Source organism: Actinomycetospora aeridis (assembly GCF_037400275.1).
Lineage (GTDB): Bacteria > Actinomycetota > Actinomycetes > Mycobacteriales > Pseudonocardiaceae > Actinomycetospora > Actinomycetospora aeridis.
In genome coordinates, this window is record NZ_JBBEGL010000011.1 from 104,492 (window position 1) to 122,861 (window position 18,370).

At 73.0% G+C, this 18,370-nt stretch carries 19 protein-coding genes; 15 read left to right on the forward strand and 4 right to left on the reverse strand.

The features are described from left to right. Positions 1–46: 46 nt before the first annotated feature. The 7 genes from WCD41_RS27675 to WCD41_RS27705 all read left to right on the forward strand — a co-directional run bounded on the left by WCD41_RS27675 (position 47) and on the right by WCD41_RS27705 (position 7,550). A complete protein-coding gene (locus WCD41_RS27675; protein ID WP_337718464.1) occupies positions 47–1,975 on the forward strand; it encodes a DEAD/DEAH box helicase in 1,929 nt (642 codons plus the stop codon). Between the two features lie 127 nt (positions 1,976–2,102). Continuing rightward, a complete protein-coding gene (locus tag WCD41_RS27680; RefSeq protein ID WP_337718465.1) occupies positions 2,103–2,639 on the forward strand; it encodes a MarR family winged helix-turn-helix transcriptional regulator in 537 nt (178 codons plus the stop codon). A 69-nt stretch (positions 2,640–2,708) separates the two neighbouring features. Continuing rightward, positions 2,709–3,971 (forward strand): CaiB/BaiF CoA transferase family protein, encoded by a 1,263-nt coding sequence (locus WCD41_RS27685; protein ID WP_337718466.1) that lies wholly within the window; start codon positions 2,709–2,711, stop codon positions 3,969–3,971. Next, complete coding sequence (gene isoH / locus WCD41_RS27690) at positions 3,968–4,672, forward strand: 1-hydroxy-2-glutathionyl-2-methyl-3-butene dehydrogenase (protein ID WP_337718467.1); 705 nt, start codon at positions 3,968–3,970, stop codon at positions 4,670–4,672. The genes WCD41_RS27685 and isoH overlap by 4 nt, the downstream gene beginning before the upstream one ends. Before the next feature lie 10 nt (positions 4,673–4,682). Further along, positions 4,683–5,405 carry an iIsoprene-epoxide--glutathione S-transferase gene (gene isoI, locus WCD41_RS27695; protein ID WP_337718468.1) on the forward strand — a complete coding sequence of 241 codons (723 nt, stop codon included), beginning with the start codon at positions 4,683–4,685 and terminating at the stop codon, positions 5,403–5,405. Between the two features lie 19 nt (positions 5,406–5,424). Next, positions 5,425–6,132, forward strand: coding sequence for a glutathione S-transferase family protein (locus WCD41_RS27700; RefSeq protein ID WP_337718469.1), 708 nt, complete (start codon positions 5,425–5,427; stop codon positions 6,130–6,132). Next, entirely contained in the window at positions 6,129–7,550 is a 1,422-nt protein-coding gene (locus WCD41_RS27705; RefSeq protein ID WP_337718470.1) for an aldehyde dehydrogenase family protein, read from the forward strand. The genes WCD41_RS27700 and WCD41_RS27705 overlap by 4 nt, the downstream gene beginning before the upstream one ends. Here WCD41_RS27705 and WCD41_RS27710 read toward each other — a convergent pair. Continuing rightward, entirely contained in the window at positions 7,540–8,238 is a 699-nt protein-coding gene (locus WCD41_RS27710) for a gamma-glutamyl-gamma-aminobutyrate hydrolase family protein (RefSeq protein WP_337718471.1), read from the reverse strand. The two genes, WCD41_RS27705 and WCD41_RS27710, sit on opposite strands and share 11 nt — an antisense overlap. A gap of 53 nt (positions 8,239–8,291) precedes the next feature. Between WCD41_RS27710 and gshB the strand changes: the two genes are divergently transcribed. From gshB to WCD41_RS27725, 3 genes are all read left to right on the forward strand, one after another. Next, positions 8,292–9,284: a glutathione synthase gene (gshB, locus tag WCD41_RS27715; RefSeq protein ID WP_337718472.1), complete on the forward strand. Its 993-nt coding sequence runs from the start codon at positions 8,292–8,294 to the stop codon at positions 9,282–9,284. 106 nt (positions 9,285–9,390) lie between these two features. After that, entirely contained in the window at positions 9,391–11,346 is a 1,956-nt protein-coding gene (locus WCD41_RS27720) for an FAD/NAD(P)-binding protein (RefSeq protein ID WP_337718473.1), read from the forward strand. 126 nt (positions 11,347–11,472) lie between these two features. Continuing rightward, a complete protein-coding gene (locus WCD41_RS27725) occupies positions 11,473–12,312 on the forward strand; it encodes an alpha/beta fold hydrolase (RefSeq protein WP_337718474.1) in 840 nt (279 codons plus the stop codon). Between the two features lie 38 nt (positions 12,313–12,350). Here WCD41_RS27725 and WCD41_RS27730 read toward each other — a convergent pair whose 3' ends face one another. Continuing rightward, positions 12,351–13,316: a quinone oxidoreductase family protein gene (locus WCD41_RS27730; protein ID WP_337718475.1), complete on the reverse strand. Its 966-nt coding sequence runs from the start codon at positions 13,314–13,316 to the stop codon at positions 12,351–12,353. A gap of 119 nt (positions 13,317–13,435) precedes the next feature. On the opposite strand from WCD41_RS27730, the gene WCD41_RS27735 reads away from it, so the two are divergent. Beyond that, the gene (locus WCD41_RS27735; protein ID WP_337718476.1) at positions 13,436–14,179 is read left to right on the forward strand and encodes an alpha/beta fold hydrolase; all 744 of its coding nucleotides are present in this window, start codon (positions 13,436–13,438) and stop codon (positions 14,177–14,179) included. 34 nt (positions 14,180–14,213) lie between these two features. After that, positions 14,214–14,447, forward strand: a complete 234-nt coding sequence (locus WCD41_RS27740; protein ID WP_337718477.1) for a hypothetical protein — start codon at positions 14,214–14,216, stop codon at positions 14,445–14,447. Positions 14,448–14,545: 98 nt separating this feature from the next. Here WCD41_RS27740 and WCD41_RS27745 read toward each other — a convergent pair whose 3' ends face one another. Next, positions 14,546–15,490 carry a hypothetical protein gene (locus WCD41_RS27745; RefSeq protein ID WP_337718478.1) on the reverse strand — a complete coding sequence of 315 codons (945 nt, stop codon included), beginning with the start codon at positions 15,488–15,490 and terminating at the stop codon, positions 14,546–14,548. 98 nt (positions 15,491–15,588) lie between these two features. Continuing rightward, positions 15,589–16,371 (reverse strand): enoyl-CoA hydratase-related protein, encoded by a 783-nt coding sequence (locus tag WCD41_RS27750; RefSeq protein ID WP_337718479.1) that lies wholly within the window; start codon positions 16,369–16,371, stop codon positions 15,589–15,591. A gap of 98 nt (positions 16,372–16,469) precedes the next feature. Here WCD41_RS27750 and WCD41_RS31215 point away from each other — a divergent pair, with 98 nt between their 5' ends. The 3 genes from WCD41_RS31215 to WCD41_RS27760 all read left to right on the forward strand — a co-directional run bounded on the left by WCD41_RS31215 (position 16,470) and on the right by WCD41_RS27760 (position 18,294). After that, positions 16,470–16,535: a putative leader peptide gene (locus WCD41_RS31215; protein WP_373695208.1), complete on the forward strand. Its 66-nt coding sequence runs from the start codon at positions 16,470–16,472 to the stop codon at positions 16,533–16,535. Between the two features lie 195 nt (positions 16,536–16,730). Further along, a complete protein-coding gene (locus WCD41_RS27755; RefSeq protein ID WP_337702303.1) occupies positions 16,731–16,946 on the forward strand; it encodes a hypothetical protein in 216 nt (71 codons plus the stop codon). Between the two features lie 118 nt (positions 16,947–17,064). Beyond that, the gene (locus WCD41_RS27760) at positions 17,065–18,294 is read left to right on the forward strand and encodes an acyl-CoA dehydrogenase family protein (RefSeq protein WP_337718480.1); all 1,230 of its coding nucleotides are present in this window, start codon (positions 17,065–17,067) and stop codon (positions 18,292–18,294) included. Positions 18,295–18,370 lie beyond the last annotated feature (76 nt).

Below are 18,370 nucleotides of genomic sequence, written 5' to 3' on the forward strand. Positions count from 1 at the left end.
CCGCGGACAGCTCTCGTGTCCGAGTTCCCTCTCCTGAAAGATCTACGTGACCAACGCTGCTGTCCTGTCCGACCACGACGTCGAACTCGTGGACGTGATCTCCCCCTCCACCTCCGACGCGACCGACGACGCTGCTGACGCCGCCGTCGACGCCCCGGAGGACCAGAACGAGAGCCTCGAGGACGTCGGGAACGACGCCGAGGACACCCACGACACCGACGAGAGCACCGAGGACGGGGCGACCGACGAGGTCCCCGCCTCGGCCTTCGCCGCGCTCGGCGTCGCCGAGCGCCTGCTCCCCACGCTGGTCGAGTCCGGGTTCGACACCCCGACGCCGATCCAGGCCGAGACGATCCCGCTGCTGCTCGAGGGCCGCGACGTCCTCGGGCTCGCGCAGACCGGCACCGGCAAGACCGCCGCGTTCGCGCTGCCGATGCTCTCGGCGATCGACCCGGCGCAGAGGTCCGTCCAGGCCCTCGTGCTCACCCCGACGCGCGAGCTCGCCATCCAGGTCGCCGAGGCCATCGAGCGCCTGGGCGCCGGCGTGCCCGGCCTGAACGTCGTCCAGCTCTACGGCGGCGCGCCCTACGGGCCGCAGCTGCACGGGCTGCGCCGCGGCGGCCAGATCGTCGTCGGCACTCCGGGCCGCATCTCCGACCACCTCGAGAAGGGCACCCTCGACCTCACCGACGTCGCGCACTTCGTGCTCGACGAGGCGGACGAGATGCTGCAGATGGGCTTCCTCGAGGAGGTCGAGCACATCTTCGACCTGCTGCCCGCCGACCGGCAGGTGGCGCTCTTCTCGGCGACGATGCCCGGCGCGATCCGCGAGGTCTCGCGGCGGCACCTGAACGCGCCCGCCGAGGTGTCGATCAAGTCGAAGACGCAGACCGGCGTCAACACCCGCCAGCGCTACGTCGTGCTGCCCGAGCGGCTCAAGGCCGACGCGCTGTCGCGCATCCTGCAGGTCGAGGACTTCGACGCCTGCCTGGTGTTCGTGCGCACCCGCCAGAACACCACCGACGTCACCGAGGCCCTCAACCGCCGGGGCTTCGCCGCCGTCGCGATCTCCGGTGACCTCTCGCAGCCCCAGCGCGAGAAGACGATCGGCGACCTGCGCGCCGGCAAGATCGACGTGCTGGTGGCCACCGACGTCGCCGCCCGCGGTCTCGACGTCGACCGCATCTCGCTGGTCGTCAACCACGACCTGCCCACCGACCCCGAGTCCTACGTGCACCGCATCGGGCGCACGGGCCGGGCCGGGCGCAGCGGCGAGGCGATCTCGTTCGTCACCCGCGGCCAGATCCGCACGATGCGGATGATCGAGGGCGTCACCAAGCAGAAGGCCGACGAGATGTCGGTGCCGGACACCGCCGAGGTGAACGCGGTGCGCAAGCGCCGCTTCGCCGAGCGCATCACCGGCACCCTCGACGGCACCGTCTCCGGCGGCGACCCGATGGACGTGTTCCGCGGCATCGTCGGCGACTACGTCGCCGAGACCGGGGCCGACCCACTCGAGCTCGCCGCCGCGCTGGCCAAGATGGTCCAGGGCGACAAGCCGCTGCTGGTCGAGGACCTGCCCGCCCCGCCGCCGCGCGGCGAGAAGCGGGGCCCGCGGGACGACAAGCCGGGCCGTGGACAGGGCCGGGGCAAGGCGCCCGAGTGGAGCGTCGGGTCGGGCACCGACACCTACCGGATCGACGTCGGGCACAACCAGCGCGTGCGCCCCGGCGCCATCGTCGGGGCCATCGCCAACGAGGCGGGGCTCGACTCGGCGCACATCGGGCACATCGACATCCGCACCGACCACACGCTGGTGGAACTGCCCGCCGACGTGCCCGGCCCCGTGGTCAAGCGCCTGCAGCGCGCCCGCGTCGCCGGCCGCCCGATGGGCCTGCGCCGCGCGTCCGGCGACGAGGCGGCGTCCGCGCGCAGCGGCCGCGGTCCGGGCCGCCCGCAGCGTCGGCCGCGCTAGTCCGGAACGACCCTCCGCGCCCGTCCGTGCATCCCGCACGGGCGGGCGCGGTCGTGTCTCCGGGCGCTGAGGAGTTCCGGACTACGCTTCCGACCGCCGGGGACGTCCGCGGGAAGGGGCCGGGTCGGTGACGACGGAACGCGACGAGGCCACCGACGACGTCGACCGCGTCGAGCGCGACTGGCGCCGCGAGCAGCCGGACGTCGACGTCAGCTCGATCGGCATCGTGAGCCGCGTGTGGCGGGTGGGCCGGCACCTCGAGCAGCAGCGCAAGGCGCAGCTCGACCGGTTCGACACCGACCGCGGCAGCCTCGACGTCCTCGCCATGCTGCGCCGGTCCGGACCGCCCTTCCGGCGCACCGCCGGTGAGCTCACGCGCTCGGCGCTCATCACCTCCGGCGGGGTCTCCCAGCGCCTCGACAAGCTGGAGCGGGCCGGGCTGGTGACCCGCCACGTCGACACCGCGGACCGCCGACGCGTGGACGTCGAGCTCACCCCGGCCGGCGTCGACCTCGTCGACGCGGTGCTCGTCGGCCTGATGGAGCACGACAGCCGGGTGCTCGACGACGCCCTGACCGTCCCGGAGCAGGAGAGCCTGCGGCAGCTCCTGCGCAAGCTCCTGCTGACCCTCGAGCCTCCGGAAGATCAGCTTGATGCAAAGTAATTGACTCCTAAGATAACCCCGCTAGTGTGTGACGCCAGACACAACTGGTGCCACATCGCGAGGTGAACGATGGGTGGTCCGCTGGCGGGCGTCCGCGTGCTCGACCTGTCGGCGATGCTGTCCGGGCCCTGGGCCGCGGACCTCCTCGGCGACCAGGGCGCGGACGTCGTCAAGGTCGAGCCGCCGGGCGCGGGCGACCACGTACGGGCGCTGCGCAACCAGGCCCAGGGTCTGGCCTCGATGTTCGTCAACGTCAACCGCTCGAAGCGGTCGCTGACGTTGAACCTCAAGGTCCCCGACGGCGTCGACATCCTGCGACGGCTGGTGGCGTCCGCGGACGTCCTCGTGCAGAACTTCCGCCCGGGGGTGGTCGAGCGGCTCGGGATCTCCTACGAGGACCTGCGCGCGGCGAACCCGGGGCTGGTGTACCTGTCGATCAGCGGGTTCGGGGAGACCGGGCCGTACGCCGACCGCCGCGTGTACGACCCGATCGTCCAGGCCCTCTCCGGGCTGACCACGGTGCAGGCCGGGTCCGACACCGCGCGGCCGCGGCTGATCCGCACCGTGCTGCCGGACAAGCTCACGGCGATGGCCGGCGCGCAGGCGATCACCTCCGCCCTCGTGGCCCGGGGCCGCACCGGCGAGGGGCAGCACGTCCGCCTCTCGATGCTCGACACCGTCGTGTCGTTCCTCTGGGCCACCGACATGAACGCGTACACGTTCGCCGACCGGCCGGTGGAGCCCGAGCGGGCCGCGAGCTTCATCGACCTGATCTACGAGACGGCCGACGACTACATCACGGTCTCGACGATGAAGGACGGCGAGTGGTCGGCGTTCTGCGCCGCGGCCGGGCGCCCCGACCTGCTCGCCGACGACCGCTTCACCACCGCGGCCGGGCGCGACGAGAACGTCGACGAGCGCCTGGCGTGCATCCAGGAGGTGCTGCGCGAGCGTCCCGCCGCGGACTGGCTGCGCATCCTGCCGGAGCACGGCGTGCCCTGCGCCCCGGCGCTGCGCCGCCACGAGCTCATCGACCACCCGCAGATCCTCGCGTCGGGCACCGTCGTCGAGAGCGACCACCCGGTCGCCGGGCGCCTGCGCCAGGCCCGTCCGGCGCCGCGCTTCTCCGACACCCCCGTCGACCCGCCCCGCGGGGCGCCGCTGCTCGGGCAGCACAACGACGAGGTGCTTGCCGAGCTGGGGCTCGACCGGGCCGCCGTCGACCGGCTCGTGGAGAGCGGCGTCGTCGGGGACGAGAACCGGGTCGATCCGGCGGAGCCCGGGCCGACGGGTGTCGAGGACGCCGACGCCGTGCTGACCCGGGGGGCATGACCGTGCACGTCAAACTGGTGGTCGGGGCCGACCGCGGGATCGCCCACGCGATGTCCCGCCATCTCCACGGCCGGGGCGACGCGGTCGTGGCCGTGTGTGTCGGGGACGGCGCCGACCTCGCCGCGGCGGGCGTCACGGTGGAGCCGGACGTCGACGTCACCTCCGACGAAGCCGTCACCGGGCTCGCGAAGCGGCTCGAGGAGCGGGGCACGCGCCTCGACTGGCTGGTGCACGTCGCGGGCATCATGCACCTCGACACGCTCGAGACCGTCGACCTCGACGACGCCCGGCGCCAGTTCGAGGTCAACACGCTGGGTCCCCTGCGCGTGGTGCGCACGCTGCGCGGCCTGATCGACGCCGGCGGCAAGGTCGGCATCCTCACGAGCCGCGTCGGGTCGCTGGGCGACAACGCCAGCGGCGGCGACTACGCGTACCGGATCTCCAAGGCCGGCGCGAACATGGTCGCGCTCAACCTGCACCACGACCTCGCGCCGCGGGGCGTGATGGTGCAGGCGCTCCACCCGGGGATGGTCCGGACCCACCTGCTGGACGTCATCGATCCCGGCGAGATGGAGCGCTACGCCGCGGCGTTCTCGACGCCCGAGCAGGCCGCGGCCCGTCTCGTCACGGTGCTGGACGCCCTCACCCCCGAGTCCGCCGGCCGCTTCCAGCACGCCGACGGCACCGAACTGCCCTGGTAGGAGGAGATTCATGATCACCGTCTACGGCTACGTCCCGGCGTGGGGACTGCCGTGCATCAGCCCGTTCGTCACCAAGGTCGTCAACTACATGACGATGGCCGGCATCCCGTACGAGCAGAAGGCCCAGGACCTGGGGACGCTCGGCACCGACTCGCCGACCGCGAAGCTGCCCTACATCATCGACGAGGGCACGCAGGTCACCGACTCGACGCGGATCATCCAGTACCTCAAGGAGAAGTACGGCGACAAGCTCGACGACCACCTGAGCGAGAGCGAGAAGGCGGTCGGCCTCGCCTTCCAGCGGATGGTCGAGGAGTACACGTACTGGTCGGGCGTCATCGAGCCGCGGTGGCCCACGGTCGAGCGCTTCCGGATCTACGTCCCGTACATCACCGGAGGACCAGGGCTCGACGAGCTGCCGCAAGAGGTCCAGGACGCGTTGCTCGCGTTCCGCGAGAAGATCCACGACCAGCACCTCAAGCACGGCATGGGTCTGCGGGCCCACGAGGACATCGTGGCGTGCCTGGCCGAGGACATGGACGCCCTCTCGGCCTACCTCGGCGACAAGCCGTTCTTCCTGGGCGACGAGCCGACGTCGTACGACGCGACGATCTACTCGACCTATCGGCACGTCACCGACTCGCCCTGGGACTGGGCCGGCCGCGACCACGCCCGCTCCAAGGAGAACCTCGCAGCGTACGCCGAGCGGATGCGCGAGCGCTTCAACGTCTGAACGGCCCAGGGGTCCCGCCGTGATCGACCTGTTCTACTTCGTCAGCCCGAACGCCCGCAAGATCCACATGGCGCTCGAGGAGCTCGACCTGCCCTACGCCGTCCGGTGGGTCGACATCACCACGGGGGACCAGTTCGCGCCGCAGTTCCTGCAGGTCAACCCGAACGGGAAGATCCCGGCGATCGTCGATCACGACGGCCCCGGGGGCGCGCCCGTGGCCCTGTTCGAGTCCGCGGCGATCCTGCTCTACCTGGCCGAGAAGACCGGGGCGCTGCTGCCCGACGACCCCGTCGCCCGGTGGGAGGCGATCTGCTGGACGGTCTGGCAGGTCGCCAACCAGGGGCCGGGGCTCGGGCAGGCCACCCACTTCCTGAAGTACGCGCCGGACGGCGGGCACACCGATCCCTACGCCCAGGACCGGTTCCGCGCGGAGGCGGGGCGCGTCTACCGGGTGCTGGACGAGCGTCTGGCCGGGCGCGAGTACCTCGCCGGGGACATGTTCTCGATCGCCGACATCGCCTGCTTCCCGTGGACGCGCCTGCACCGCAACCACGGCGTCGACGTCGCGGAGTACCCGCACGTCGCCGCGTGGTCGGAACGGATCGCGACGCGGCCGTCGGCGAGGGCGAAGATCGAGGACCGCCGTGACGAGGCCACGAAGCGGTTCGAGTACAGCGCCGCCCAGCGGGCGGTGCTCTTCCCGACGGCCCCGGAGGCTCGCTCATGACCACGTCCGTGACGGCCCCGGGCCTGACGATCGCCGGGCGGGTGTACGGCGCCGACACGATGCTGCCGGTGGTCGACCCGTCGGTCGGGGCGCCCTTCGTCGAGGTGCCGGCGGCGTCGCTCGCCCAGCTCGACGAGGCGGTGGCGGCGGCGAACGCCGCTTTCCCGGCGTGGCGGGACACGCCCGCGGGACGGCGTCAGCAGCTCGTCCGTGCGATCAAGGACCTCGTCCTCGCGCACCTCGACGAGCTCGCGGTGCTGATCACCCTGGAGCAGGGCAAGCCCCTGGCCAAGGCACGCGGCGAGATCCAGGCCGGCCTGCGGCAGGTGGACTACTTCGGCGGGCTCGACGTCGACACCGTCGAGGTGCTCAAGGACGACGAGACCGGCCGCGTCGAGGTCCGGCGCGCCCCGCTCGGCGTCGTCGGGGCCATCACGGTGTGGAACTACCCGTTCCTCGTCGCGATGTTCAAGATGGTCCCCGCCCTGGTCGCGGGCAACGTCGTGATCATCAAGCCGTCGCCGTTCACCCCGGTGGTGACCCTGCGCCTCGGCGAGCTCGTGCAGGAGGTGCTGCCGCCCGCGGTGGTGCAGGTGGTCGCGGGGGGCGACGAGCTCGGCGCCGCGCTCACCGAGCACCCCGGCATCCACAAGATTTCGTTCACCGGGTCGGTCGAGACCGGCAAGCGTGTCATGGCGTCGGCGGCGCGCACCGTCAAGCGCGTCACGCTCGAGCTCGGCGGCAACGACGCCGGCATCGTCCTCGACGACGCCGACCCGGCGACCGTCGGCGCCGACCTGTTCTGGGCCGGGTTCTCCAACGGCGGCCAGGTGTGCGCCGCGCTCAAGCGGCTCTACGTGCCCGCGTCGCGGTTCGACGCGATCTGCGAGGCCGTCGCCGCGGAGGCCGCCACGGTCGTCGTCGGCCCGGGCCTGCAGGACGGGGTGACGGCCGGGCCGGTGCAGAACGCGCCGCAGCTCGAGCGAGTACGGAGGCTCACCGAGGACGCCGTGCGTCGTGGCGGGGAGGCGTTCTTCCGCGGCGAGGTCCCCGACGGCCCGGGCTACTGGTTCCCGACGACCCTCGTCCGCGGCGTCGCCGAGGGCGTGCCGCTGGTCGACGAGGAGCCGTTCGGGCCCGTGCTGCCGATCCTGACCTACACCGACGTCGACGACGCCGTCGCGCGCGCCAACGCCACCGACTACGGGCTCGGCGCGTCGGTGTGGTCCCTGGATCTCGACCGGGCGGCAGCGGTCGGGGCGCGGCTCGTGGCCGGCTCGGTCTGGGTGAACCAGCACCCCGTCGTGACCGCGACCGTGCCGTTCGGGGGCGCCAAGCAGTCCGGGATCGGCGTGGAGGGTTCGCGCCACGGCCTGCACGCCTACACCGACCTGCGGGTCCTGTCGGTCAAGAGGTAGTGCGGTGCCCCGGGGAGCGCACGGCGTCGACCAGCCAGCGGAACACGGGCCGCGGTGCGTCCTCCTGCTGCTCGGGATGCCACTGCACGGCGACGAGACCCTCGCTCTCCAGGCCTTCGACGAGGCCGTCCGGCGCCCGGGCGGTGACCGCCAGGCCGTCCGCGACCCGGTCGACGCCCTGGTGGTGGAGGCTGTTCACGCGGGCGCTCGCGCCGTACAGCCCGCCGAGGACGCTGCCGGGCACGATCTCGACGTCGTGCTCGCGGGTGTGGGCGTGCTCCTCGAGGTGGAGGTGCAGCGTGCCGCCGTCGGCGACGTTCACCAGCTGCAGGCCGCGGCAGATCGCGAGCACCGGACGTCCGCGTTCCCGGGCGGCCGCGAGCAGCGCGATCTCGAAGGCGTCGCGCTCGGGCTCGAGCGACGAAGTGCGCGCGTCGGCGACGGCGCCGTAGCGGGCCGGGGCGACGTCGTTGCCGCCGGTGAGCACGAGTGCGTCCGCGCGGTCCATCACCGCCGCCGGGTCGACCCCACCGGGCACGTGCAGGGGCAGGCCACCGGCCGCGACGACGTGCTCCGCGTAGCCCGTGAAGTAGGCGTCGAGCACCAGCGCGTCGAGCGCGGGCGGCCCGCTGTGCAGGCCCGCCGCGCTGCGACGCCGGCCGGTCACGGCGATCAGGGGAACGTCCACGCCCCCACCTCACCACTCCCACCCGGGCGAGCGCCGACCACCGGAGGACGTCGATGTCCCAGCAGGCCACCCACCCGCTCGTGCTGGTGTTCGTCATCGACCCGATCGCGTCGCTGAACCCCGCGCACGACACCAGCGTCGCGATGATGGAGGCCGCCCAGGAGCGCGGGCACCGGGTGCTGGTCACGACGATGCCGCAGCTCGAGGTCCGCGACGCCCGGGCGCACGCCGTGTGCACGCCCGTGCGGCTGCATCCCGCGGTGCTGCGCGACGGGCGGTGGAGCACCCGGCCGGACTGGTTCGTCGCCGGTGCGGCGCAGCGCTGGCGCCTCGACGACGCCGATGCCGTGTTCGTGCGCACCGACCCGCCGGTGGACGCGGCCTACCTGCGCGCGACGTTCATCCTCGATCTGGTCGACCGTCGCCGCACCGCGCTCGTCAACGAGCCCGCCGGCCTGCGCGACGCGAACGAGAAGCTCTTCAGCCTGCAGTTCCCCCAGCTCTGCCCGGACACCGTCGTCACCTCCGACGTCACCGAGATCGTCGAGGTCACCCGGCGCTGGGGCCGGGCGGTGGTCAAACCGACCGACGGCATGGCGGGGCGCGGGATCCTCCTGCTCCGTCCCGAGGACCCGAACCTGCGCTCGATCCTGGAGTCGGCGACGACGCGGGGCCGCGACCAGGTCGTGGTGCAGCGCTACGTCGCCGAGGTCGCCGAGGGCGACCGGCGGGTCATGGTGCTCGACGGCGTGCCGATCGGCGTCGTGCGCCGCGTCGCGACGGGGACCGAGTTCCGCTGCAACATGGCCGCGGGCGCCGCGCCCGTCGCCGACAGCGTCACCCCGCGCGACAAGGAGCTGTGCTCGCTGATCGGCGACCAGCTCGTCGCCCACGGGCTGACGTTCGTGGGGCTGGACCTCATCGGCGACTACCTCACCGAGATCAACGTGACGAGCCCGACCGGCGTCCGGGAGATCGACGCGTTCGACGGCACCCGGCTCTCGGACCACGTCATCGCGAGCATCGAGCAGCGCGCTGCGCGGTGAGTATTCCGGGCTGGGGCGGACGTCACCCGACGCCGCCGTTCGGTGGCCGGTCTCGGGTCCCCGGCCTACGGTTGAGGTGCAGGCCGTCGGCGGAGGGTGCGGACAGATGCCACGCTCAGTGGTGATCGTCGGGGGCGGACCCCGGGGCACCGGGGTGCTCGAGCGCCTCGCGGCGAGCGCGCCGGAGTTCGTCGATGCTCTCGACGTCCACCTGGTGGACCCCTACCCGGACGGCGCAGGCCGCATCTGGCGGGAGGACCAGTCGGAGCTGCTGTGGATGAACTCCATGGCCGCCGACGTCACGATGTTCACCGACGACAGCGTGCAGTGCGAGGGGCCGATCGTTCCGGGCCCGTCGCTCTACGAGTGGGCCGTCGCCGTCCGCGACGGCGAGCTGGAGGGCGAGACGGTGCCCGACGGCCCGGTTGGCGACGAGCTGCGGGCCCTCGGCCCCGCGACGTTCGCCACCCGGCGCCTGCAGAGCCATTACCTGGACTTCGTGCTGCGCCGCGTCCTCGCGACGCTCCCACCGCAGGTCCGCGTCCACCGGCACCGGACCCGCGCGGTCGGGCTGCGCCGCGGCGCGCCGGACGTCGTGCTCCTCGACGGCGGGGGCGAGCTGCCCGCCGACGTGCTCGTCCTCGCCTCGGGCCACCTCGACGCTGCGCCCACCGAGGACGAGGCTGCCCTGGCCGCCCACGCCGAGGCGCACGGTCTGCGCTACTTCCCGCCGGAACAGACCACCGACTCCGACCTCGACCGCATCCCGGCGGGGGAGACGGTGATCGCCCGCGGGATGGGGCTCGCGTTCGTCGACCTCATGGTGCTGCTCTTCGAGGGCCGGGGCGGGCGCTTCCACGACCGCGGCGACGGCACGCTCGACTACGTGCCCTCCGGTCGGGAGCCCGTCGTGCACGTCGGCTCCGGGCGCGGCGTGCCGTACCACGCCAAGACCGAGTACGCGCTGCGCGCGCCGCGGGCCCCGTTGCCGCGCTTCCTCGGCCCGGACGAGATCGCCGGGTTCGTGCGTCGCGGGTCGGTCGACCTGCGCCGCGACGTGTGGCCGCTGATGGCCAAGGAGGTCGGCTGGGCGTACTACCACGAGCTGTTCCTCGGTCACCCCGACCGCGTGCGGGGCGTGTGGGACGACTTCGCCCTGCGCTACGCCGCGCTGGACTGGTACACGCCGGCGATGTGGGAGCTGGTCGTGGGCTTCGTCCCCGACCCGCGCGACCGGCTCGACTTCGAGCGGATGGACCGCCCGCTCGAGGACGTCTGCGCGCCGGACCTCGAGACCCTGCAGGAGCGGCTGCGCAGCTACGTCCTCGACGACCTCGAGCGTCACGTCGACGACCGCTACACCGCCGAGCTCGGGGCGTTCGTGGGCCTGCTCTCGGCGTTCGCGCAGGTCGCCGAGCTCGCGGGGACGACGGCGCTGACGCCGCGCTCGCGCGCGCAGGACCTCGCGTGGTGGCAGAACTTCTTCAGCTCGCTCGCCAGCGGCCCGCCCGGGCCACGCCTGCGGCAGCTGCTCGCACTGTCCCGCGCTGGGTACGTGGTGTTCCTTGGCGCCGGGCTGCAGGTGACCCCCGTGGAGGGCGGTTTCCGGGCCACCACCGCCTCGCTCGACCGCCTCGCGGTGACGGCGCAGACGTTCGTCGAGGCGCGCCTGTCGTCCCCGAGCGTGAGCCGCAGCGACGACCCGATGCTGCACGGGCTGCACGCCGAGGGCCTGCTCGACGAGGAGACCCTGCGCGAGGAGCACACCGACGCGTCGGGTGCGGCCGTGCACGCGGCCGACGCGGCCGTCGCGCACTCCGGGGCGTCGGTCACCCTGCACAACACCGGCCTGGTGCGGGTGCGGACCTCGGACTTCCGGCTGATCGACGCCGAGGGCCGGCCGGACCGCTGCCGCTTCGCCATCGGACCGCACACGAACGTCCGCCTGCCCGGCGCCTTCACCCGCCCGAACACCAACGCCCTGAGCTTCCGTGCCAACGACGCCGTCGCCCGCGCCGTGCTCACCGAGGTCGCCCCGGCGGCCCTGGCCTACGGCGCCTGACCCTTCGTGTCAGCGGAGTGGCTCCGCAGACGTTGAGTGTCCGTATCTCCACTCACTCGCTCCGCCAGGTGGGGCGCGCCGGCCCCACCCGGCGCGGCCCGCGCCGACCCGGGAACGATGGCATTCGTGGACCTCACCCCCGTCCGGGTCACCCTTCCCGAGATCACCCTGTCCGTGATCGACGTCGGCGGCGGGCCGGCGGTGCTGCTCCTGCACGGCTTCCCCGACCGAGCGACGCTGTGGCGCCCGCAGATCGAGGCGCTCGCCGCCGCCGGGTACCGGGTGATCGCCCCGGACCTGCGCGGCTTCGGCGACAGCGACCGTCCCGACGAGGTCGCGGCCTACCGCATCCACCACTCCGTGGCCGACGTGCTCGCCCTCCTCGACGAGCGCGGGATCGAGCGGGCCGCAGTGGCCGGCCACGACTTCGGGTCGGTCGTGGGCTGGGCGCTCGCGATGCGCAGCGACCGGGTCACGCGCTACGCCGCCCTGGCCGTCGGGCACCCCGAGGCGTTCCGCGCCGCCGGGCTCGAGCAGCGGGCGTTGTCCTGGTACATGCTCTGGTTCCGGTTCCCCGGCGTCGCCGAGGAGGTCCTGCCCGCGGACGACTGGGCGCTGCTGCGGCGCTGGCTGCACGGGGACGCGGACGACGAGCTGGTGCGCACGCAGATCGCCGACCTCGCCCGTCCCGGCGCCCTCACCGCGGGCCTGAACTGGTACCGGGCCAACATCGACCCGCGCACGTTCGTCGACGAGACGCCGATCGGCCTGCCGCGACTGACGATCCCGGTGCTGGGTATGTTCGGGACGGGCGACATCGCACTGACCGAGGCGCAGATGGCCGAGTCCGCCCGCTACCTCGACGGCCCGTTCACCTACGTCCCGGTCCCCGGCGGGGACCACTGGCTCCCCGCCCGCCACGCCACCGTCGTCACCGACGCCCTGCTGGCCTTCTCACGTGAGTGAACTTCGGGGCTATAGCCCCGAAGTTCACTCACATACGCCTAACGGGTGAAGACGATCTTGCCGGCCGTGACCCCGTCGAGCATCGACCGGAACCCGTCCGCCGCCTCGGTCATCGGCAGCTCCTGACCGATCTCCGGAGCGATGCCGGTGGCCGCCACGAAGTCGAGCAGGTCGCGCAGCTCGGAGAGCGTGCCCATCGTCGAGCCCACCAGGTTCTTCTGCAGGAAGAACATCTGCGCGAGCTCGGCGGGCGGCTGGTTGCCGGACGTCGCGCCCGAGCAGACGATCGTGCCGCCGGGCACCAGCGCGCGGACCGAGTGCTTCCAGGTCGCCTCGCCGACGGTCTCGAACACCGCCTGCACCTTGCCGGGCAGCTTCCCGTTCGACTCGAACACCTGGTGCGCGCCGAGGCGCAGCGCCAGCTCGCGCTTCTCGTCGGTGCGTCCCGTGACCCACACCTGCATGCCGGCCGCCCGCCCGAGCTGGATCAGCGCCGTCGAGACACCGCCGGAGGCGCCCTGGACGAGCATCGTCTGCCCGCCGCGCAGCCCCGACTTGGTGAACAGCATCCGGTAGGCGGTGAGCCACGCGGTGCCCATCACGGCGCCGGCGGTGGCCGTCATGCCCTCGGGCCGGGGGAGGGCGTTGCGCTGCGGCACGACGACGTAGTCGGCGAAGCTGCCCTGCGCCCACTCGGTGAGCATCTTGCGCTTGGGGTCGAGGGTCTCGTCGTCCTTCCAGTCCGGGTCGCCCATGAGCGAGTGCAGGACGACGGGCGTGCCGTCGTCGAGGGTCCCGGCGCCGTCGCAGCCCAGGATCATGGGGAACTGGTCCTCCTTGATCCCGACGCCGCGCAGCGTCCACAGGTCGTGCATGTTGAGGCTCGCCGCCTCGACCTTGACCCGCACCCAGCCCTCGGGGACCTCGGGATCGGGCCGCTCGCCCACCACGAGGGAGGCGATGGGGTCGTCGGCGTTGGGCTCGGAGGCGTAGACCGCGAACATGCCCCGCAACCTATCCGGGACGACTTGCCCCTTGCCCGATGAGTCCGGACCGATGAGTTCGGGGTCAGCGGACGGTTCCACCCGTGACGGCCCCGACTCCCCGACCGGAGGATCCCCCCATGTACGCCTCCCTGCCCGGCATCGACGTCTACTACGAGGACCACGGCGCCGGTGACCCGCTGGTCCTGCTGCACGGCGGCGCGCTGACGATCGAGCTGAGCTTCGCCCCGCTGATGCCCCTGCTCACGCCCCACCGGCGCGTGATCCCCGTCGAGCTGCAGGGCCACGGGCGCACCGCCGACCCCGACGGCCGCGAGATCACGCTGGCCACGATGGCCGACGACGTCGTCGGGGTGCTCGACGCCCTCGGGCTCCCACGCGCCGACGTCCTCGGCTTCAGCTGGGGAGGCCTGGTCGCGCTCGAGACGGCCGTCCGCCATCCCGGCCGCGTGGACCGGCTCGTGCTCGGCGCCGTGCACACCCGGAAGGACGGCTACCACGCCGAGATCCACGACCCGTCGACCTACGCGACGTCGACGCGCATGCCCACCGAGGCGGAGTTCGCCGCCATGGTCGCGGAGTACGAGCGGTACGGGATCAGCACCTTCGAGCAGGTCGTCGCGAAGCTCGACCCGATCGTCACCGCGGAGCAGAACTGGACGCCCGAGCAGCTCGAGGGGATCACCAGCCCGACGCTGCTGATGATCGGCGACCACGACTTCGTGCGCGTCGACCACGCCGTGGCCATGCAGGAGTCGATCCCCGACGCCGGCCTCGCCGTCCTACCCCGCACCAAGCACACCGAGCTCATCCGCCGGGTCGGGCTCGTCGCCCCGCTCGTGGAGGACTTCCTGGCCCGGTGAGGTCTCCCGGGGTCACCCGCGTACCGTCGACGCCGTGCTGCGTGCCGTCGCGACCTGGTGGGACGGCATCGAGCTGTGGCTGACCCAGCTCGACTTCGCCGTGCAGGTCGTCCTCGTCGTGGCCGTCGTGGGGCCCGTGTGCTGGGGCGTGGCGGCGGTCATCGACACCGTCGTCGAGCGCTCCGTCGCCGCCCGCCTCGAGGCGTCCGAACGCCGTCAGGAGCGCCGGCGGGAGGCCGCCGGGACGTCGTCGACCCCGGAGGCCTGAGCTCCGATGGACCGTCGCGCCGCCCGGCTGTGGGTCACCGCGACCCTGATCGCGCTGCTGCTGCTCGTGATCGTCGTGAACCTGGTCTGACGCGGGCCTCAGCGACGCGCGGCGGCGACCGCGTCGTCGTGCAGGCCGCGGGTGATCGACGTGACGGTCGCCGACTGCGCGTCGTACGACTTCGTCTTCGGGCTCAGGGTCAGCACGACGATCACGCGCCGGCGCCCGTCGACCAGCCCGCTGGTGTGCAGGGCGCGGCGCGAGAGGTCGAGCGTGGGCGCGGCGAGGGCCGTCGGCCGGTTGTCGGCCAGGATCGGCGGGGCGTCCTCGGCCGCCATCCGCGACGCCGGGTCGGGCGGGGCGGTGACCCGGCCCTCGACGCACGGACGCGCCGGCGCCGAGCCGTAGCCCGACCAGCCCTGCTTGACCGCGCGGGTGCCGGTGACGGCGCGCGGGATGCCGAAGGACTGGTCGAACCCGTCGGTCGCGCACTGGGTGGAGCGCTCGAGGTTGCCGAGGATCAGGTCGCGCACGAACGGCGTGGCGCGCTCGGCCAGGTACAGGTAGGTGCGGACGACGTCGTTGGCGCTCACCGCGGTGTAGCCCCAGTAGCGCCGGTCGGTCGGGGGCGCGGTGTCGACGAGCCCGATGAGCCGGGTCATGCGCACCACGACCTGCTCGTAGCCCCGCCGCACCCACAGCGTGCTCGCCGCCGCGTCGTCGCTGGAGCGCAGCATCGAGTCGAGCAGCTTGCGGTCGGCCGCGGTGACGCTCGTGCGGCCCTGCAGGTAGTCGAGCGCGATGAGGAGCTTCACCAGCGACGCCGACCGGAACGGCATCCGGGGGAGGGCCGAGGCCACGGTCCGACGGGTCTGGCGGTCGTAGACGACGTAGCCGGCGGTGGTGTCGGCCGGAACGGTCGGGGCGGCACGCAGGCCGCCCGCGACGGGTGCCGCCGACGCCGTTGGAGCCACCAGCAGCCCCGCCAGCACTCCCGCGAGCAGCAGCGGGACACCGAACCCGCGAACGATCCTGACCCTCATCGTGTGCTCCCCCCGGTCGTACGTCACCTCGACATCGACGGGTCTCGTTCCGCCGAGAGGGGTACGACGGTCACGATTGCATCACGGCGGAGTGAGGCTCACCCGTTCGGGACCCACGACGGCGCACGCTTCTCCGCGAACGCCGCCATGCCCTCCTGGCCCTCCTCGGACGCGAAGAACTCCGCCGACAGCGCGAGCATCGCCTCGAGGTCCTGCGGGAGCTGCTCGCCACGGTCGCGGCGCAGCATCGCCTTGGTCGCCGCCAGCGCGTTGGGGCCGCCGCGGGCGAGCATGTCGGTGTAGCGGGCGACCTCGGCGTCGAGACCGTCGGCGTCGACCGCGCTGTTGATCAGCCCGACGGCCGCGGCGCGCTCCGCGTCGAAGGTCTCGCCGGTGAGCATCAGCTCGTGGGCGGCGCGGGGGAGCAGGCGGGGCAGGACGGTCGCGGAGATCACGGCGGGGACGACGCCGATCCGGACCTCGCTGAACGCGAACGTCGCCTCGCGCGAGGCGACGGCGATGTCGCAGGCGGAGACGAGGCCGACCCCGCCGGCGCGTGCGGGCCCCGCAAGGCGCGCGACCACGGGCTTGTCGGAGTACCAGAGCGCGGTGAGGATCGCGGGGAACTCGTTGACGCCCTGGTCCGACGAGCCGGCGCCGCGGGACTCGCGCAGGTCCATGCCCGAGCAGAACACCGGGCCGGTGTGCGTCAGGACGATCACGCGCACGACGTCGTCGTCGACCGCGGCGTCGAGGTGCGCGGAGAGCTCCCGGCGCAGCTGGGCGGAGAGCGCGTTGCGGTTGCGCGGCGAGTCGAGCGTGATCGTCGCGGTGCCGCCCGCGACGTCGAGGTGCACCAGTTCGCCGGGGGCCGAGTCCATGCGCGCCACTGTGACACGGGCCGGATCGCTCGCTCGGTGGTGGCGTCGGAGGCGGGCACCTGCGTAACGTTCCGATCGTGACCGAGGCGCCGACCACCGTGTGGCACGCGTGGCGCCGTCATGTCGACCTGTGCCGGACCTCCGCGGCCATCTGTCGCTCCTGACCTGCTGGGCACGTCCGAGGACCCGTCCCGGGCGCGTCGAACCCCCGCACCGTCGGAGCACGACATGTCCCTCGCGCAGCGCGCCGCGGCCCTCCTGGACGACTTCTGTCGCCGGGCGCCGCTGCTCGCCCTCGTTCACTTCTCCTCGCCGACCGCGGCCACCGTCCCGGGCGAGATCCACCGGAGGAACCCCGCATGGCCACCGTCATCCCGCAGTTCAGCCCCCGTGGCGCCGCCGTCGCCGAGCTCCTCACCGACCTGGACGCCCTCGTCCGTCGTGAGGTGACCAGCGACCACGCCGGCACCGACAACTGGGACCGCGACGCCGAGCGCATCGCCGCCGAGGTCGCCACCACGCTCGCGCGCCTGCGCGACGACCTGCGCCGCCACCCGCTGCCCGCGCGGCGCTGATGGGGGTGCTCCCGCCGGTGCCGTTCGTGCGGCGCCGGCACATCGACCATGCGCGGGTGTGCTCGCAGGGCTGTCGGACCTCCTCGTCCGCCTGACCGACAGCACCCGAGGAGACCCGATGACCAGCACGCTCCCGCGACCCACGACCGACTTCTCCACCCTGCCCACGCCCCGCACGGAGCAGGAGTGGCTCGACCGCGCCCGCCTCGTGCGCGGCCTGCTCGCCGTCGACGCCGCCGCGCGCGACGCCGCCGGCGCGACCCCGTACACCGAGGTCGCCCTGCTGAAGGACTCCGGTCTCGTCACCCTGCTCGGCCCGGTCGAGCACGGGGGCGGCGGCCAGGAGTGGCCGACGGCCTACCGGGTGATCCGGGAGGTGGCCGCCGGCGACGGCTCGATCGGCCAGCTCCTGGGCTACCACCTGCTCTGGTTCTGGGCCGCGCGCCTGGTCGGCACGCCCGAGCAGATCGAGCAGGTCGAGGCCGAGGCCACCCGGCAGCGGTGGTTCTTCGGCGGCGCGGTCAACCCCCGCGACGCCGACGTCGTCATCCGCGACGAGGGTGACGAGATCACGTTCACCGGCCGCAAGTCGTTCTCGACCGGCAGCAAGGTCTCGGACGTGACCGTGCTCGAGGGGGTGCTGGAGAACGACCCCGCGACCCACGTCTTCGCGATCGTGCCGTCCGACCAGCCGGCGATCACGTTCCACGACGACTGGGACAACATCGGCCAGCGGCTGACTGAGTCGGGCAGCGTGACCCTCGACGGCGTGCGGGTGCCGTGGGCGGCCGCGGCGGGCTTCCGCGACAAGGTGTTCGCGCCGCGCGTCTACAACACGCTGAACGTGCCGGTGATCCAGCTGGTGTTCGTCGCCTTCTACCTCGGGATCGCCCGCGGCGCGCTCGACGAGGCGGCGCAGTACACCCGCGGGACCTCGCGGGCGTGGCTGCACAGCGGCCTGGACCGGGCGGTCGACGAGCCGTACGTGATCGACACCTACGGCGACCTGACCGCCAAGCTGTGGGCGGTCGAGGCGCTGGCCGACGCGGTCGCGCTCGAGGCCCTGCCGATCCACCGCGACCCCGACGCCGTCACCGAGCAGGCTCGCGGCGAGCACGAGGTGCGGGTCGCCGCGGTGAAGGCGCGGGCCACGGACGTCGCGCTGGAGATCACCAGCCGGGTGTTCGAGGTGCTCGGTGCCCGGGCGACGACGTCGACGCTCGCGTTCGACCGGTTCTGGCGCAACGTGCGGACCCACACCCTGCACGACCCGGTGGCCTACAAGCGCCGCGAGGTCGGGCGCTGGGTGCTCGTCGACGAACTGCCCCAGCCGACCTGGTACAGCTGACGGGCCCCGGAGACGAACGAACGCGCCGTTCGCTGCGCTAGAAGCAGCGAACGGCGCGGTCGTTCACTTCGGGGGG

Bases quoted from the DNA above. Each gene is read 5' to 3' on its own strand.
- WCD41_RS27685 (WP_337718466.1), top strand. From the start codon at position 2,709: ATGGGTGGTCCGCTGGCGGGCGTCCGCGTGCTCGACCTGTCGGCGATG.
- isoH (WP_337718467.1), top strand. From the start codon at position 3,968: ATGACCGTGCACGTCAAACTGGTGGTCGGGGCCGACCGCGGGATCGCC.
- isoI (WP_337718468.1), top strand. From the start codon at position 4,683: ATGATCACCGTCTACGGCTACGTCCCGGCGTGGGGACTGCCGTGCATC.
- WCD41_RS27705 (WP_337718470.1), top strand. From the start codon at position 6,129: ATGACCACGTCCGTGACGGCCCCGGGCCTGACGATCGCCGGGCGGGTG.
- gshB (WP_337718472.1), top strand. From the start codon at position 8,292: ATGTCCCAGCAGGCCACCCACCCGCTCGTGCTGGTGTTCGTCATCGAC.
- WCD41_RS27720 (WP_337718473.1), top strand. From the start codon at position 9,391: ATGCCACGCTCAGTGGTGATCGTCGGGGGCGGACCCCGGGGCACCGGG.
- WCD41_RS27730 (WP_337718475.1), bottom strand. From the start codon at position 13,316: ATGTTCGCGGTCTACGCCTCCGAGCCCAACGCCGACGACCCCATCGCC.
- WCD41_RS27735 (WP_337718476.1), top strand. From the start codon at position 13,436: ATGTACGCCTCCCTGCCCGGCATCGACGTCTACTACGAGGACCACGGC.
- WCD41_RS27745 (WP_337718478.1), bottom strand. From the start codon at position 15,490: ATGAGGGTCAGGATCGTTCGCGGGTTCGGTGTCCCGCTGCTGCTCGCG.
- WCD41_RS27750 (WP_337718479.1), bottom strand. From the start codon at position 16,371: ATGGACTCGGCCCCCGGCGAACTGGTGCACCTCGACGTCGCGGGCGGC.
- WCD41_RS27755 (WP_337702303.1), top strand. From the start codon at position 16,731: ATGGCCACCGTCATCCCGCAGTTCAGCCCCCGTGGCGCCGCCGTCGCC.
- WCD41_RS27760 (WP_337718480.1), top strand. From the start codon at position 17,065: ATGACCAGCACGCTCCCGCGACCCACGACCGACTTCTCCACCCTGCCC.